General features: G+C 39.8%; 16 protein-coding genes and 1 pseudogene. 9 read left to right on the plus strand and 8 right to left on the minus strand.

The annotated features are described in order from the left end of the window. Positions 1–2 precede the first annotated feature (2 nt). Entirely contained in the window at positions 3–713 is a 711-nt protein-coding gene (phoB, locus tag V6E90_RS08610; RefSeq protein WP_004657056.1) for a phosphate regulon transcriptional regulator PhoB, read from the minus strand. A 251-nt stretch (positions 714–964) separates the two neighbouring features. Continuing rightward, positions 965–1,642, minus strand: coding sequence for a TetR/AcrR family transcriptional regulator (locus V6E90_RS08615; RefSeq protein ID WP_016542263.1), 678 nt, complete (start codon positions 1,640–1,642; stop codon positions 965–967). A 299-nt stretch (positions 1,643–1,941) separates the two neighbouring features. On the opposite strand from V6E90_RS08615, the gene V6E90_RS08620 reads away from it, so the two are divergent. Beyond that, complete coding sequence (locus V6E90_RS08620) at positions 1,942–2,769, plus strand: SDR family NAD(P)-dependent oxidoreductase (protein WP_016542264.1); 828 nt, start codon at positions 1,942–1,944, stop codon at positions 2,767–2,769. Positions 2,770–2,831: 62 nt separating this feature from the next. Here the strand turns inward: V6E90_RS08620 and V6E90_RS08625 are convergent, their stop codons facing one another. From V6E90_RS08625 to V6E90_RS08645, 5 genes are all read right to left on the minus strand, one after another. Further along, positions 2,832–4,199 carry an MATE family efflux transporter gene (locus V6E90_RS08625; protein ID WP_016542265.1) on the minus strand — a complete coding sequence of 456 codons (1,368 nt, stop codon included), beginning with the start codon at positions 4,197–4,199 and terminating at the stop codon, positions 2,832–2,834. Between the two features lie 97 nt (positions 4,200–4,296). Further along, positions 4,297–5,451: a pyridoxal phosphate-dependent aminotransferase gene (locus V6E90_RS08630; RefSeq protein ID WP_332605116.1), complete on the minus strand. Its 1,155-nt coding sequence runs from the start codon at positions 5,449–5,451 to the stop codon at positions 4,297–4,299. Positions 5,452–5,696: 245 nt separating this feature from the next. Next, positions 5,697–7,004 (minus strand): DUF445 domain-containing protein, encoded by a 1,308-nt coding sequence (locus V6E90_RS08635; RefSeq protein WP_016542267.1) that lies wholly within the window; start codon positions 7,002–7,004, stop codon positions 5,697–5,699. Positions 7,005–7,022: 18 nt separating this feature from the next. Then, positions 7,023–7,580 carry a CC0125/CC1285 family lipoprotein gene (locus V6E90_RS08640; RefSeq protein WP_069577647.1) on the minus strand — a complete coding sequence of 186 codons (558 nt, stop codon included), beginning with the start codon at positions 7,578–7,580 and terminating at the stop codon, positions 7,023–7,025. A gap of 36 nt (positions 7,581–7,616) precedes the next feature. After that, positions 7,617–8,156, minus strand: coding sequence for a DUF924 family protein (locus tag V6E90_RS08645; RefSeq protein WP_332605117.1), 540 nt, complete (start codon positions 8,154–8,156; stop codon positions 7,617–7,619). Between the two features lie 227 nt (positions 8,157–8,383). Here V6E90_RS08645 and gshA point away from each other — a divergent pair, with 227 nt between their 5' ends. The 8 genes and pseudogenes from gshA (at position 8,384) to V6E90_RS08685 (ending at position 14,764) form a co-directional block, all read left to right on the plus strand. After that, complete coding sequence (gene gshA, locus V6E90_RS08650) at positions 8,384–9,958, plus strand: glutamate--cysteine ligase (protein WP_332605118.1); 1,575 nt, start codon at positions 8,384–8,386, stop codon at positions 9,956–9,958. An 18-nt stretch (positions 9,959–9,976) separates the two neighbouring features. Further along, complete coding sequence (locus V6E90_RS08655; protein WP_332605119.1) at positions 9,977–10,483, plus strand: disulfide bond formation protein B; 507 nt, start codon at positions 9,977–9,979, stop codon at positions 10,481–10,483. Positions 10,484–10,661: 178 nt separating this feature from the next. Beyond that, positions 10,662–11,005: pseudogene (locus V6E90_RS08660) on the plus strand (type VI secretion system Vgr family protein); the annotation flags it as partial. 96 nt (positions 11,006–11,101) lie between these two features. Then, positions 11,102–11,479, plus strand: coding sequence for a hypothetical protein (locus V6E90_RS08665; protein WP_332605120.1), 378 nt, complete (start codon positions 11,102–11,104; stop codon positions 11,477–11,479). Between the two features lie 120 nt (positions 11,480–11,599). Then, entirely contained in the window at positions 11,600–12,514 is a 915-nt protein-coding gene (locus tag V6E90_RS08670) for a hypothetical protein (protein WP_332605121.1), read from the plus strand. Positions 12,515–12,604: 90 nt separating this feature from the next. After that, positions 12,605–13,102 (plus strand): hypothetical protein, encoded by a 498-nt coding sequence (locus tag V6E90_RS08675; protein WP_332605122.1) that lies wholly within the window; start codon positions 12,605–12,607, stop codon positions 13,100–13,102. A gap of 96 nt (positions 13,103–13,198) precedes the next feature. Next, positions 13,199–13,873, plus strand: a complete 675-nt coding sequence (locus V6E90_RS08680; RefSeq protein WP_332605123.1) for a hypothetical protein — start codon at positions 13,199–13,201, stop codon at positions 13,871–13,873. Between the two features lie 342 nt (positions 13,874–14,215). Continuing rightward, positions 14,216–14,764 (plus strand): hypothetical protein, encoded by a 549-nt coding sequence (locus tag V6E90_RS08685; RefSeq protein WP_016542279.1) that lies wholly within the window; start codon positions 14,216–14,218, stop codon positions 14,762–14,764. A 79-nt stretch (positions 14,765–14,843) separates the two neighbouring features. On the opposite strand, the gene V6E90_RS08690 is transcribed toward V6E90_RS08685, so the two are convergent. Further along, a complete protein-coding gene (locus V6E90_RS08690; protein WP_016542280.1) occupies positions 14,844–16,190 on the minus strand; it encodes a PGAP1-like alpha/beta domain-containing protein in 1,347 nt (448 codons plus the stop codon). Between the last annotated feature and the right edge of the window lie 67 nt (positions 16,191–16,257).

Raw genomic sequence — 16,257 nt, forward strand, 5'->3', positions numbered from 1 at the left:
TTTTAACCTACTGCTAAATCTGCTCGTGTCGAAAAACGGTAACCTGTGCCACGAACGGTTTGTACAAAACGGTCGACACCAAAAGGCTCTAACACTTTGCGTAAACGACGGATATGCACATCAATGGTACGGTCTTCAATATAGACATTGCCACCCCAGACTTGATCTAAGAGTTGAGCACGGGTATAGGCACGCTCAGGATGGGTCATGAAGAAGGCCAATAAACGATATTCGGTTGGCCCCATATCTAAAATACTATTGCCAAAGCTGACACGCTGGCTGACAGGATCAAGTAACAAACCATTGGCGTCAATGACTTTTTCACCGCTCAGTGCATTGGCACGACGCAGTACTGCTTTGATACGAGATACCAGTTCACGCGTCGAGAACGGTTTGGTCATGTAATCATCAGCACCCGCATCTAGACCTTGTACTTTATGGTCTTCTTCGCCACGGGCAGTCAGCATGATCACTGGAATCTCGGCCAAGTTTTCATCACGTTTGAGGCGGCGACATAAATCTACACCACTCACACCACCCGGTAGCATCCAATCCAGCAAAATAAGCGCAGGACGCTGATCAACGATGATCTGATGCGCTTGTTTAGCATCCTCAGCTTGTAAACATTGGAAGCCTGCCATATCCAATGAGGTATGGATCATTTCGCGGATCGGTAGCTCATCATCGACAATTAAAATATAGTCATCTTTCACAGCGCAATACCCTTAAAATCTGTAACGGTTTAACCGTTTTGTTGTTATGACAGGCTTATTACAAAGATTAATTATGACAATATCATTGCAAAAGAATTAATAAAGTCGAATTTAGCAATAAATTGTGACAAGCATGGGGCAGAGTCGTGACGGATTGATGACAATTTGCCTAGCAAGAAAGCAAATGAATTCATTTGCTTAACTAGACTGTAGTTTAACAGCTTTGTGTGTCACAAAACTGTAAAACGATTTTAATTTTTTTGCGAGGTGGTTTCGATAAAAGACAAAAAGACAGCACAGCATGCTGACAGAACATCTTCCAAAGGCTGTTTAAAGCCTTCAGAGACCCAACGAATAATAATATGAGTCACATAGCCATTTAAGCCCGTCGCCATGAGCGAAACTTCTTCAGTGCTTTGCGGTGCATTCGGCATGGTAATCATCACAAAGCCTTGAATGATGCGATCGAACTGAGTTAGCGTTTCTTGAATGGTGGCTTGATTATGCAGGTCTTGCACTAGCATGGCATCAATATAAATAATCCGTGCCATACGTGGATCGTCTTTAATCGCACTCAATAACGCCGACAAACCTGCGGTCACCATATTCTTGGGTTCAGGTGCCGCCATCAGGACAGCCTGAGTTAAACAGGTTTGCATTTTCTCAATCATTTTTAAGAACACGGTTTGAAACAGTTCTTCGCTTTTTTTAAAAGATTCATAAAAATAGCGTTCAGTGAGCTTGGCTTCATTACAGACATCTTTGACTGTGACCGAAAAAAAGCCTTGTGTGCCGTAGGTTGCAATACCTGCTTCAATCAATTTTTCACGACGTGCTTCTTTGCGCTCAGTTAAAGAGAGACCTTTGAATTGTCGTTCTTTCACTTCGGTATTATTTTTCTTGCGTGTCGCTTGATCTTGAGTTGCCATTGAGAAAACCGTTTCCTAAAAAGTCTTTAAATCGTGTGTCTAATAGTTGCATTTCAACCCTGTTGTGCTGACTAGCATAACCAAATTTTGAAAATATGCCTTGTCTCTTTTAAACATCTTCGGTCATAAATGTAAATAGGCCTATTATGACATGTCGGGTGTTGGTTATTGCCATTTGTCTTAAAGCCAGAGTGTACTATATTGACAACACGTATTGTCAAAATTATATTGGTTATAGGTTAAACAGCACATGAGCTAAGCGAATATGTGCGTATCATTCGCAGTACAAAGGATAGGCAATGAAAAATTTTAAAAATAAAGTCGCAGCGATCACCGGTGCAGGTTCTGGGATTGGACAACAATTGGCCGTTTTGTTGGCGAAACAAGGCTGTCATTTGTCATTGAGTGATATCAATGAAAAGGGCTTGGCACAGACTGTAGAATTAGTGAAGCAGTATCCAGTAACAGTGACCACCAAAGTACTCGATGTTTCAAATCGCGATGCGGTGAAACAGTGGGCACAAGAAACCGTGCAAGATCATGGTTCGGTCAACATGATCTTCAACAACGCAGGCGTAGCACTCGGTTCAACCGTCGAAGGTGCGAGCTATGAAGATTTAGAATGGATTGTCGGCATTAATTTCTGGGGTGTGGTTTATGGCACCAAAGAATTCCTGCCATTCATCAAACAAAGCAAAGATGGTCATATCATCAACATCTCCAGTATCTTTGGTTTAACCTCGCAACCAACGCAATCAGCGTATAACGCTACCAAATTTGCGGTACGTGGCTTCACTGAATCATTACGTCAGGAGTTGGATATTGAGAAGGGCGGTGTCAGCTCTCTCTGCGTACATCCAGGCGGGATTCGTACCAATATCGCCAAAGCAGCGAAAATGAATGACAGTTTGAAGAGCTTGGGCATGGACCCGAACAAATCGATCAAGCAATTCGACAAGTTCTTGCGTACTCCACCAGAAGAAGCAGCACGTCAGATTCTAAATGCAGTATTGAAAGATAAACGCCGTTTATTGATTGGTACCGATGCGCGTATTGTAGATTCGTTCCAACGTTTATTCCCAACGGGTTATCAACGTATTGCAGCGTTTGCAACTAAGATGATGTAAGTTGTTAGCATGAAAAAGGCCATTCTTGTGAATGGCTTTTTTATATCAGTAAGAAAGATGCTTTAGATCAGTACTTTAATCTTGGTCTTTTTCCAAAAGAATTGATAATAGAACGCTTGGAACAGGCATAGGCAGACAAAAGACAGCGCGTAAGCAATCCAAATCCCGGTTAAGCCCCAAAGTGAGCTAAACCAATAGGCACACGGGACTTCGATCAGAACAATGGTCAAAATATTAATCATCATCGGAATGTTGACTGCACCACTGGCCCGCATGATTGAGGCAAAAATGGCACTGGCACCGAAGAATAAAATTGACCACAGCACAATGAATAGCAGTTGTTGACCCAGCTCAATCACACTGTGATCGGTAATAAACAGCGCCATCAAGTATTTTGAGAACAAATAAGCCAAGGCAATCAAACTACCCGTGAATAAGAAATTCATGCCTAAAGCGGTACGGGTGACCTTGGCCAATAAATCAGGCTTACCTGCACCAATTGCTTGTGCGGCAAAAATCGAAGCGGCAATTGAAATCGACAAGGCCGGAAATTGGATGTAGTTCAGTACCTGATTGACTGCGCCATAAGCTGCGGTGGCATGTGCACCATAATGGTTAATCAAGCCAATAATCACCAGACCCGCTAAGGAGGTGGTGACCATCTGAATCCCAGTCGGTATGCCGAGTTTTAAAATTAATTTACTCAGCTCTGCATCATGACGAATATGTTGCAGCAATAGACCATCAATTTTCAGCGGATGATTTTTATAGTTCAGATAAATTGCTAAGAAAATTAGCACAGCGGCATAACCGATAATGGTGGCAATCGCAGGGGCAACAATCCCCAAAGCAGGGAAACCAAAATAACCTTTCAGTAAAACGGGGGTCACCCCCAAACCAATCAAGCTGGTCAGGCTCAGGGCAATCAGTGGCGTCACACTATCACCGACACCCCGCAAGATCGAGGTATAAATAATATAGACGAACAGTAAGGGGCTGCCCACCAACATCCATTGCACATAAGGCAAGGACAGGTGCATCACTTTGGGATCGGTACCCAGTAACTCCAAAATATGTTTGGCGAAGATCAGACCTAAAACCGCAATAATGCTACCGCCAATCAAGGTCATATAGACCGTGGAGCCAATCACGGCACGAACTTTTTCTAGATTCTGCGCACCCCATGCCTGCCCAATCAGCACCGTGGAGCCTGCAGAAATTCCAATCACAAAGGCCAGTAAAAAGAACAGGATCGGGAAGAATACCGAGACTGCAGCAATCGCATTCACGCCCATCATTTGACCGACAAAGATGGTATTAATGGTTCCTGATAGGTTTTGTAAAATATTGGTGGCAATCAGCGGCACCAGAAACACAAAAAAGGTTTTCCAGAGGTTCGGTTGCATCACCAAGGGTTGGCGTGGTGTCATTCAATTTCCTTCACGCTTCATCCTGAAACGATGGTATTTTTGTCAACATAACATGATCAATTGTGTTGAAGATGAGGGTTCAGTTTCTTTTTGTTGATCAACATTGTACGAGGATTTCACCTGCGCGTTGCAGTGTTTGATCGGTTTTGGCAAAGCAGAAGCGAATCAAGCGTAATGATTCAGGTGCCTGCTGATAAAATACCGAAATTGGAATGGCCACAATTTTATGTTGCTCCGCAAGGAATTGGCACATTTCGATATCATTAAGATCAGGGCGAATGTTGCTGTAATCCAGATTTTGGAAATAGGTGCCTTGAGATGGGATGAAGTCGAAACGTGAATCTTGAATTTGGACATTGAATAAATCACGTTTTGCCTGATAAAAGTCAGGTAGCTCCTGAATATGTTCAGGATGCTGCTGCATGTAGTTGGCCAGTGCAATCTGGCATGGGGTGGTGCCACAGAAATTGGCAAATTGATAAATCTGGCGAAACAGACGCATAAGTTGTGGCGCAGCAACACAATAGCCAGTTTTCCAGCCTGTGACATGGTAAGTTTTGCCGAAAGAACCAATCACAAAACTGCGTTCACGTAATTCAGGGAATTGCAGAGCGCTATGGTGTTTTTGCCCATCAAAAATCAGATGTTCATAGACTTCATCGGAGAGCACCACGATATTTTTATCTTGAATCAGCTCAATTAACTGTCGCCAATCCTGTTCGGACCAGATTGCCCCTGTTGGATTATGTGGGGTGTTGACAATGATCATACGGGTGTTGGCATTAATACTGTCTTTGACCTTTTGCCAATTCACCTGAAAGCTGGGTGCATCTAAATGGATATGTATTGATTTTCCACCTGCCAACTGAACCGCAGGGGCATAGCTGTCATAGCTTGGGTCGAAAATAATCACTTCATCACCTGCATGGATACAGGCTTGAATGGCACAGAAAATCGCAATGGTTGCACCTGGGGTGATGGTGATTTCAGTGACTGGATCAAGTTGCAACTGATCACGTGCTAAGAATTGTGTCGCCAGATGTTGTCTTAAGGCCAGTACCCCGTCACCCGCAGGATATTGGTTATAGCCTGAAAGTGTTGCTTGGCTCAGTGCTTCGAGCAGAGCTGGTGGCGCAGGGAAATCGGGGAAGCCTTGGGACAGGTTCAGGGCATTGAGTCGTTGTGCGAGTTCAGTCATGACACTAAAGATGGTAACGCCTTGGCTTGGGAGTTTTGACTGAAGTTGCAACATCGGATGTCCTTTTTAATCTCTAATTTCTTTTTTACGATGACTCTGCACAGCCTCGTATGCTGTGAGAAATTATATGTAATTTGCATAGGCATGTTTTACTTTTCAAGGATGAAAAGTAACAAAAATCCTTTGTAGTGCTGACGGCCCATCCTTGAGGCCGCAGCACTACGGGCGGCATCCATGCCGCCGTCACGATAGCTAATCCTGATTTAAATTTAGCTAGAGGATTTTAGGATTTGATTTATTTACAAAACATTTTCAACAATGGCACGAATCACGCCGAGTGCTAAACCAATAAAGGCACCGACAATCACACCATTGACGCGGATCATATGCAAATCACCGCCAACTTCACTTTCAATTTTGGCGATCATTTCACGAGAATCCCATTCATGTATACGCTCACTGATGTAACGAATGATCTTGTCGCTATATTGCTCACTGAAATTGGTGGCCAAGCCGATCATCTTTTCATTCAGTACCTGACGCACTTTTTCATTTTGAATCAGGCTCTCTCCCAACTGTTGAATAGCGGCTTGTAAATTGGTGGCAATGCCTGAATCTTGCTGCATTAAATCAGTTTTAATCGCATCACATAAAATCGCCACAGCACCACTGATAAAGTTCAATACTTGTGGACTATCAAGCAGGGCATCTTTACCACGATTTAAACGTTGGCTGGCTTCACTGTCGGGTTCTGCCAGTTCCAGCATCAAGTTATGCGTGGTGGCTTCAATATCTTGACGCCAAGGATGATCAGGATTGGCCAGCATCGATTCAACTTTTTCAATGAGTGAGTCAATGGTGCGTTGCTGTACATCAATACCGATCCAGCTTGCACCTTTGGCTAACTTCCAAACGCCTAATTCTTGGAATAATTTACGTGATAAATCACGTGCTTCTTCAGGATGAGACACCATCCATTCATGCGCCAGATCGAGACCGCGCTGCAACACATCTTGATGAAAATCATTTTCCAGTACGGCACGCAGCATTTCACTGGCCAATTTATTGACCTTGGTACTTCTGACCCATTGCACACTATTATTTTGAACAAAATGTGCAATTTGATCTTGGCTGACAAACTCAAAGATTCTCGGCACCGTGTGCTGAATCATTTGCACCACGTGCTGGTTGTTCTTTGGATTAGCCAGCCATTGACCCACAGCCAAACTGATATCGGCATTTTGTAGGCTACGTTCGACGATCTGTGGAGAAAGGAAATTTTCCTGTACAAAGCGCCCCATTGACTCGGCAATACGGGCCTTATTGCGCGGGATAATCTCGGTATGATCTCGCAACAGTTTGGGTAAGGGCATTCTGCCGAAAGGATTACGGAATAACACCGTCACTGCATACCAATCGGCTAAGCCACCGACCACACCGGCTTCTGCACCAAGCATGAAAATATGGATGAGCCATTTATATTCAGGCAGAAAATGCGCCGCGACCATTAAAGCGACCCATGACACCACTGCAATAATCAGGGCCATGGTGGCGAAGTATTTACTTCGTTGTAAGCTTGGGACGTGGATTTCTTCGACTGAACTCATTGAGTCACCCTTTTAATTTCATTTCTTGTTTTGAGGTGGTGCAGGGGGCTGCAACACCTCTCCTGTTGGACTCAAGCCATATTTAGGCCCCAAGGATTGCAAAATCAGCTGTGCATCAAAGGCATCTGGTGATTGCTGCTGTGTCTTAAAGCACTCGATAGTATACGACACTTGAATCGGATCAATATTGACCACTTGTGGGGTATCGTAGAAGGGATCCGGCCAAAAGGCAGGATGGCGACGATAATAACCATAAGGGTAATAGGACGGTGTCGGATAAATCACGGCTTGGCGCGGTGTTTTATGACGGGCATTACTTGGATCATCCACCACACTAAAATAACGGAAACCATTTTTGACCGTGGTTTGCGCTGCTTTGAGCAAGGTAATTTCCTCAGCCGTACCATAACTCAAATTATTATCCGCTTGGAAACCAACGCGGTAAGTTTTGTTATTTAACGGATAAGCGGTGAATTGACCCAGTTGATCAAAGGTTCTGGGTTTGGAGGGAACCGTTGCACATCCTGCAAATGTCAGTGCGACAAGGAGCGGGGTGCATATTAATAAGCTTTTCATATGCCATTCCTATGTACAGTGTCGGGGGAGATCGACTTAAAAACTACTATTCGGTTGAGTTAAAAATTCCAGTTCTTCAGGGCTTGAGCTACGCCCTAAAATTGCATTGCGATGCGGATAACGTCCAAAACGATCAATGATCACTTTATGCTTTTTCTCAAAGTTTAAATTAATTTCATTGCCTAAGCGTTGAAACAATTTTAGGGCAAATTCATGTATGAGCTTGGATTCGCTATGCATAAACGGCATATAAAGAAAGGAACGTTGCTCAGGACTGAGTTGTGCATCCAGCTGCAAGCTAATTGCTTCTTGAGACAGGGTCAGTGCCAAGCTGTCGTAGGCAAAGGCCTGTGCCTGATCTCGATATAAATTTCGTGAGAACTGATCGAGGACAATAATCTCAGCCAAACGGCCTTCAGGCGTTTGACGCCAAGACCACAGCTCCGCTTGAGCGGCCTGATGATGAATCTCTGCAAAGGACGTACGAATTTTTGCATCAAAATCATCACTTTTGGCAAACCAAAGTGAACGATGCTCGGGGTCAAACCAAAAATTAAGAATGTCTTGCGCTTGCATGGTCGAGTATCCATTGGAAGATTTATTTTTCAATAAAATCACAATTTTTGCGTGTCTTATGTAACAAGATTGTGATAAAAATTGCCAAACTAAATCAGATGACTAGATTGTAATTGTCGTTATAATTGGCTGAGTCGAAGGGATTGGCATGTTGAACATGTCTGTAGCATCGACGACGTCGTTACCATGTATGTGGTCGGCTGATCTTGAATAAGCGAGCATAGAATATGAATCAACCCAGCCTTACTTCCTCTGTGATACCAACTTGGGTAGATGCCTCGCTATTAAAGGGGATGTTACGTGGGATTGAGCGTGAAAGCCTACGCATGCAAAGCAATGGATTTTTATCACAACAAAATCACCCCATTGCGTTAGGTTCGGCACTGACACATCCACATATCACCACTGATTATTCAGAAGCGTTGATGGAGTTTATCACCACGCCACAAAGTACCATTGCGGCAGCCTTAACTGAGTTAAGTGATATCCATAGTGTGGTGCACCAGCAGCTCGAAGAGGGTGAAAAACTTTGGCCTTTGTCGATGCCTTGCATGCTGGATGATAACGAAGAAAATATTAAACTGGCGCAATATGGCAGTTCCAATATTGGCCGCTTTAAAACCCTGTATCGCCGCGGTTTAGGGGTGCGTTATGGTCGCCGTATGCAGACCATTTCAGGGGTACACTATAATTTATCCTTTCCAGAACAACTGTTTGCGGTTTTGCAGCAGCATGAAAGCAACCCACAATTAAAACAGCTCAGTCTGCAAGATTATCGTAGCCATCGTTATTTTGGTTTGATCCGTAATTTTATTCGTCTGATTCCTTTGGTGATGTATATGTTGGGCGCAAGTCCATCAGTGTGTCGTTGCTTCCTGACCGGTCGTCAGCACCATTTACAACCCTTAGTGAAGGGTACGCTCTATTTACCTGAAGCAACCGCTTTACGAATGGGGCGTTTGGGCTATCAAAACTCAGCACAAAAAGAGCTTGGCATTCATTATAACGACTTGCATGATTATCTGGATGGCTTACAAAAAGCCGTGCATACCCCCTATCCAGAGTTTACGGCACTGGGCCTCAACGATGAGCAGGGTGAGCCGATTCAGATCAATGATCATGTATTACAGATTGAAAATGAATACTACAGTCTGGTGCGCCCTAAACAGGTACCACAAGCGGGTGAAACGCCTTCACAAGCCTTAAAAAATCGTGGTGTCGGCTATGTCGAATTACGTGCAGTGGATGTGAATCCGTATAGCGCGATTGGGATTGATGAAATTTCGGCAGGCTTCCTTGAAAGTTTAGCTTTGTACTGCTTACTCAAAGATAGTCCAGATCTATTTGCTGAAGAACAAGAACAGATTGATCGTAACCAAACGGAAGTGGTGAATCGTGGTCGTGCAGCAGATGCCAAGATCGAAGAGGGAGATCGTTCGATCTCGTTAAAAGAGTGGGCGCAAAGCCATTTAAATGCGATTCAAGCCTGTGCCAAGCTACTAGATCAAATGGATGGCACCCAGCTGTATCAAGATGCGATCCAAGTGATGCAGCAACGCCTAGACCATGTCGAAAATACCCCTTCGGCGCACGTGATTGCAGACACCTTGCAGCATGGCGGTACATGGAATTTTGGGAGTGTCATGGCACAGCAACATGTTGATCATTATGACCAGCATCCACTCAGTGAAGAACGCAAACACTATTTTGAACAATTGGCGCAAACATCGTTGCAAAAACAGGCGCAACTTGAACAAGATAACGACATGAGTTTTGAACAATATCTTGCACAATATCGCTAATATTTTAGAGGATTTCCCATGCGTTGGAATTACCGCCTAGTCAGCGCTGTTTTGGTACTGACCAGCATCATTGGTATCTCATTTGCGTTGTATTTAGAACATGTGCAAGGTTTGGATCCTTGTCCACTCTGTATTTTCCAACGCCTTGGCTTAATTGGAATGGGTATAATTGCGCTTGTGGCATTTATTCATAATCCAGTTTCAAGCGGATTTAAACGTTTTTATGCCTTCTTGGCCACTTTATCGATTGGTTGGTCGGTTGGTGTTGCGGCGCGTCATGTTTGGTTGCAAAGTTTACCGCCAGATCAGGTCCCGAGCTGTGGACCCGGCTTAAACTATCTGGTGGATGCCTTGCCAATGAAAACCGTACTGCAAGAAGTACTTTCGGGTTCAGGTGAATGCGCCGCGATAGATTGGACCTTCCTCGGTCAATCGCTACCCGTTTGGTCTCTGGTCTATTTTAGTTTGATTTTATTGATCTGCTTATGGCAGCTATTTAGAAACTATAGCGTTACACAAAAATAAGTAAACCATTGTTATAAATGATTTTAAAACCCGAAATATGAATGCATGTTTCGGGTTTAGTTATTGGGAATAACTAAACCCGATGTGCCATTTTGTTGTTTAAAGACTATTTTTATGGACAGATCGTTCTGTTTTTTGTAAAGTTCAGCCAAATCCCAGCACAATCCGATTATAAAAAATGCTTTTTAATATATTTAATGTATTAGAAAAAATAGGGCTAAATGCACAGAAACGTGCCATCCACGTACAATTTTCTAATAAACTGCTGAATAATCAAGTTTTTTACAACGCATACAAGGTCAGCATCAACTCAATGTGGGTTTGGACGCTGATGAACTCATCTGCCTGTCGGCCAATGCCCAGATTCCCCTCAAACAGTTTATTGGGGTTCAGGTTACGGTTGATCAGGTCACCGATTCAGAGCAGCTGTTTCGCACCACGGGCATTGTGACTGAGGCCAGCTATGGGCATCGATGGTGCATTAACCCTATAAAGCTGACCTTAAAAAACGATGTGACCCATTTCTCAAATTTTTATCTATGATAGTACTTATAAAAAGGGTGTTAAATTGGATAGAGTGGGATGAGGGCGGTAAATTAGTAAAAGTAGAGTGCTGTGATGATTAACCTAAAAATAAACGCTTTGTTTTTTGCCATAGTAGCGAACATCATATTTTTATCACAGACATATGCGAGTGATAATTTTATAATCTTAACAGGTCATATACTAAATAAAAAAATCATAGATGAAGAAAATAAAGCACATTCCTATGATGTTGTTTTATTGGCAACTGCTAAAGATTTTTATTTGAAAGAAGAGGGTGAAGATTATAAAAAGATAAAAGAAATTCAGTTGAATTATTTAGATGTGAAATATAATATTGAATATCACAAGCCCGCACAAATAACGTGTAAAGGTCTGTATTCAGCTGATTCTATGTTTCATTATACCAATTTAATTTGTGTGGTTGACAAGGTAAATTATATGAAACGATAACTTTATTCTTGTATAGTTATAAATTTTTAGGTGATTCTATTTAATCTTTAAAAAATAATGGTTTTAATAACTAAGCCTTGAATTGATGAGTCAAAATGAACTGTAGTGGACATAGTAATAATGAAAAAAACTTCTATTAGCTTAAATATATTTGTAATTTTATCAATTCTAGGGTATTCAACTAACACATTTGCAGCAAAGGATATTAGTGAAATTGATGTGAAAGGCTGTTCGATTGATTATGATGAGGTTGATTTTTGTACCAGTGAGAGATTAAGAAACTATAGTAATATTTTAAAAAGTAAAAAATCAAATTTTGATAAAAATAAATTTTTAATAAATTTTAAAGAAAGAAATGATTTATATTTGGCAGTCATAGATTTGGAAAGTAAAAAAGTTTATACATTTCCAGCATCATTGAGTGTGGTGTCAAATATTAAACCTATAGAATTTTCATCGGATAAAAATTTATTTTGCCTAAATGGAAATTTTAATCAGTATCGAAACTCATATGCCGCTGTGAGAACTTGCTATATATATAATAATGGGAGTTTTGATTTTAAATCCAGAGTTGATTTGGGGAGGCAGGTGCAAAAACAGGAAAATCTTAGTTCTAAATTTTTGGTAAATAAAATAAAGCTTCCAATTTCTTCGGATTATTTTTCTAAATGTGCTGAGAAAAATTCAATTAAAAAATGTGAACAACTTGAAAAGACTAATAATCGTGCATATGCCTTATCTGAATTACAAAAAATATCACCAAGCTTAGTAGACTTGTTAAATGACTCAAGAGTAAATTCATTAAATGCAGATACATTTAGATTTCTACCAGAATTTAAAGACAGCTTCTACTCTATTGCTGAAAAATATATAGATACAGAGGAAGAGTCCAGCTCTGAATTTTATTTAATAAAAATAAAACCTATACTAAATGTAGAGAAAATGGGTGATTATTACTCAATTGATAGCTCAGGAGTAATAAGTTATAAGGATAAAAATGGAAAATTATTAAAGAGAAATTTAAAACAAGAGTAATTTTATTTTGTATTGGTATAACTTAATAGTTTTGGGGTGTTTTGTTTATATTTTTTAATAAATTTTAAAATCATTAATAGGGAATTTGAAATGAGTTTTTTGAAAAAAGTAATGATGTTTTCTATTGGTTTAGTGGTGTCAATTTATGGTTTTTCTAAGGAAATTAATAAAACAGAGGGAAATGTTAGAGTAATTAAATATCCTATATCATCAAATTTTTATTCAGAATGTAGAGAAAATAAATCTGAAAAAGAATGCAGGAAGATAATTGATATAAAAGATTATTCTTATCAATCAACGAAAATTTTAAAAGAACTCCCAGTTGAAGTGAGTTTTTTGTCAGACAGTAGAATAAAAGATCTTAATGTCGATAATTTTAGATTTATATCTAAGGGTAATGATATAGTTTACTCTATAGCTGAAAAGTATGTAGATACAGATGAAGAGGCTAAATCAGAATTTTATTTGATAAAAATTAAGCCAAATTTGAAAGTTGAAAAAATAGGTGATTATTACTCAATTGATAGCTTAGGAGTGATTAAGTATAAAGATGAAAATGGAAAGCTATTGAAGAGAAGTTTAAAGTAAGAATAACTTAATGTTGAGTCGATGCATCCTAGCTGAGCTGGGGTGTTTTCTAAAATAAATTAAAAGTGATTGATTTAGAATGATAGGAAATTTGAAATGAATTTTTTGAAAACAGTAATGATGTTTTTTATTGGTCTATTAGTATCTAATTGTGTTTTTTCTAAGGAAATTAATAAAATAGAAGAAAATGTTAAAGTGGTTAAATCTTCAGCATCTTTGAATTCATTTATGAATTTTAATGATAATTTTTATTCATTCAAAATTTGTAATATAACTGGTAAATGTCAATTTAATAAGGCGAGAAGTAATAAGGATCAATTTTTTTTTGAAAGTTTTGATCCTCCGAATGATGAATTTTATTTAAAAAAGAATAAGGATGGGTATGTTCTCTATTATAAAAATATTTATAATGAAGATGTTTTAATGGGGTGGGCAAATTCTCATATTTTGTCTGAGAATGATGAGAGTTTAATTTTAGGTATAAATAAAGTGTTTTTGACTATGGGAGGAGTCGATTTTTTATTAATGGGTGATAATTCAAACCAAGTACAATCCAGAAACCATAAGAAAGGTATTTATTTTTTGAATGATAATTATGACAAAAATCCATACTATCAAAAACAAGAAATTAAATTTACGAAAAAAAAGGATGGTACGATACTTTTAGATTGTAAGGCTTATATGAAAAATGAAATGGTAAAAAAACAATTTTCTGGAATTTTTTATAATGAATGTTCAGATGAAAGTAAAGTTTATTTTAAGAAAATATAATTTATAAATATAAAATGATAAAGAATGTCATAAAGACCTTCTTCATTCTTGTTAAAATTAGAGTGCAGTTTGTTCGATATCTGGAGCAACAGTGCAGGAGTTGATTTAGGGCATCTAGTGGGGCAATAGAAATTGTAAGGATGAAACTATGTATCTATCGTATTTTTTTAAAGTCAATTTTTTGAAATGTGTATGATGAATAAATTATTATAACTATTTAATTTACCCTAAAGCTGAAACACCTGATGATTACATACCGAAGCAGGTAAATTGCTTAACCAAGAAAAAGATTAAATTCAGTGAATATTATGGTCGTTGTGGTTAATTTTAAAGGAATTTATTATGACTTCATCCTACAGAAAATATACCTACATTCTAGGCTTGGTCAGCCTAAGTCTCTTGGCTTGTTCCTGTAGAAATGCTCCAGAAATAAAACATGAAATTTTCGATCAAAGCCAAACAAAAAAAGTCTCTTCAATTCCAAAAAAGTTAAAAAATGATGATGGTTTCCTGATCACTTCACTTCCTTATAACTCAAATGCACATCTTAACTGTATTTTATCGGCACAAAGAATGAACTGTGGCTCAATCAATTTGATTGATAGCAGTCGTCTGATTAACGTTTATAACTTTATCAACCCAAGCTATGGAGATTCCGTTGTTTTCCCTGAAACAAGCACGGGTATTTTATTAATTGCATCTCCTTCTTCAAGTGAAGCTGGAAATCCAGAAATAAATCTGACAACAGTGAACAAGTTTGGCTTGGTTAAAAGCATTACCTTAGATGCATCAAAAAATATTTTTATTAATCAGAAGTATGAAATTTTATATAAAGAAGATGGAAAAGATCTAAAACTAAAATTAAATGACCAAGGTGAATTTGTAAAGTAAAGCTAATCCTAACCAGATTGAGCCTATTACAGCTTTTGACCGAAAAAGCTCAGCTAAAATCTAACTGAGCTTTTATGGTTTAGGTCTCAACAATGCCTTCTAAATCATCAAAGGTATAGTTCTGAGGGACATTGATCATATGGGTTTGCACACCTGCCTCAACTTTTTCACCCGCATCAGGATATAACCAACGCGTAATTTGCTCTGCGACACTGGAGTGATATTGAATTTCAAAGTGATTCAGTCCATAGAAAACCGCTTTATGCGTATCAGGTAATTTCAGTTGGAAACGTGGATTTTGGTGTTCACCCAAAGCACTTTTCACACTGACCAGATAATCCCCAATCACAGACAGCGCTTTATTCCGTAACTTCTCAAACTCTAATGTTCCTGCAATCAAGAAAGTATTGATATGGGATGGTAGCGGAGCGGGTTTACGATTGTCATCGGCAAAGCCAATGCGGGCGTCATTGTGTTCCCAGTCATCATCACGAACACTGCCATAGCGCAGATCGAGTATGCCGTTACTACGCACATTTACCAACTGACCAAGCAAGTTGATAAACGGGAAGCCACCGAGTTTGTCCTGCAAGACAAAACCAAAGCGTTCGAGCACTGCACCATGGTGAGGCGAACCGATACAGACCAAATTCTCGACCATATGCACCCATTGATACAGATTCTGTTTGCCATAAAACAGGGCACTACGTGAAACCAAGCCGCCCATACTGTGGCCAATCAGGTCAATACTGGTGATACGTGGATTACGCTGCACCAAATCCTCTAGGGTATTGGCAAAACTACGGCCATTGGCGGAAATTCGACGTCCAGTATTGTAGTTGAGATACAACATGGTGTTGTTATCACGTTGTGCAAGTAAGCGTTCACCAATCCCGCCATAACGATGATTAGACCAAGTCAAATGGTTCATACACAAACCATGTGCAAGAATCACCACACGTCCAGTTAACTCGCCTTGCTGTAAAGAACCATAGTGATCATAAAGCACCATCGGCAAAGCCATTGGATTGTGTTGCTTTAAAAAGAAATCACCAAAAATTCCATTCAGTGCACCTACTAAAAAATGCAGGGTTGGGGTTAAGGGCTTGTCATGCAAGACTGGAAATTTTTCAATAATGCGACGTAAATTAGGCGCTAGAAAATGACTGCCATATTTTTGCAGTGCCACATAAGAGAACTGATAAAATTTTTGCAGTTGTGGGTGTTTTTGTAATTGTTTGGCTTTTTGTGCACTTAAACCGAGCGTTGTCCTTAACACTTCGGTTTGTACCACTTGAATCAGTTCGTGTACGCCACTGAGACTGGTACTGACCAGCTGTGCCAAACCCTCCAAAACATCTGCCTGACTTGGGGGGGTACGATCCCACTTACAATAGGTTTCATGCAGAGGCGTTAAACTTGGCATATTAATTTCCCCATCCTTGATATATACCGAAGGTTTGAAGTGATTTTTCTGAATATTATTTAGATAA

The sequence above is a fragment of the Acinetobacter sp. ESBL14 genome (assembly GCF_036668815.1).
In the GTDB taxonomy this organism is placed as follows: domain Bacteria; phylum Pseudomonadota; class Gammaproteobacteria; order Pseudomonadales; family Moraxellaceae; genus Acinetobacter; species Acinetobacter gyllenbergii.

Coding starts and splice junctions, on each gene's coding strand:
- V6E90_RS08615 (WP_016542263.1), bottom strand. CDS start 1,642: ATGGCAACTCAAGATCAAGCGACACGCAAGAAAAATAATACCGAAGTG.
- V6E90_RS08620 (WP_016542264.1), top strand. CDS start 1,942: ATGAAAAATTTTAAAAATAAAGTCGCAGCGATCACCGGTGCAGGTTCT.
- V6E90_RS08625 (WP_016542265.1), bottom strand. CDS start 4,199: ATGACACCACGCCAACCCTTGGTGATGCAACCGAACCTCTGGAAAACC.
- V6E90_RS08630 (WP_332605116.1), bottom strand. CDS start 5,451: ATGTTGCAACTTCAGTCAAAACTCCCAAGCCAAGGCGTTACCATCTTT.
- V6E90_RS08635 (WP_016542267.1), bottom strand. CDS start 7,004: ATGAGTTCAGTCGAAGAAATCCACGTCCCAAGCTTACAACGAAGTAAA.
- V6E90_RS08640 (WP_069577647.1), bottom strand. CDS start 7,580: ATGAAAAGCTTATTAATATGCACCCCGCTCCTTGTCGCACTGACATTT.
- V6E90_RS08645 (WP_332605117.1), bottom strand. CDS start 8,156: ATGCAAGCGCAAGACATTCTTAATTTTTGGTTTGACCCCGAGCATCGT.
- gshA (WP_332605118.1), top strand. CDS start 8,384: ATGAATCAACCCAGCCTTACTTCCTCTGTGATACCAACTTGGGTAGAT.
- V6E90_RS08655 (WP_332605119.1), top strand. CDS start 9,977: ATGCGTTGGAATTACCGCCTAGTCAGCGCTGTTTTGGTACTGACCAGC.
- V6E90_RS08665 (WP_332605120.1), top strand. CDS start 11,102: ATGATTAACCTAAAAATAAACGCTTTGTTTTTTGCCATAGTAGCGAAC.
- V6E90_RS08670 (WP_332605121.1), top strand. CDS start 11,600: ATGAAAAAAACTTCTATTAGCTTAAATATATTTGTAATTTTATCAATT.
- V6E90_RS08675 (WP_332605122.1), top strand. CDS start 12,605: ATGAGTTTTTTGAAAAAAGTAATGATGTTTTCTATTGGTTTAGTGGTG.
- V6E90_RS08680 (WP_332605123.1), top strand. CDS start 13,199: ATGAATTTTTTGAAAACAGTAATGATGTTTTTTATTGGTCTATTAGTA.
- V6E90_RS08685 (WP_016542279.1), top strand. CDS start 14,216: ATGACTTCATCCTACAGAAAATATACCTACATTCTAGGCTTGGTCAGC.
- V6E90_RS08690 (WP_016542280.1), bottom strand. CDS start 16,190: ATGCCAAGTTTAACGCCTCTGCATGAAACCTATTGTAAGTGGGATCGT.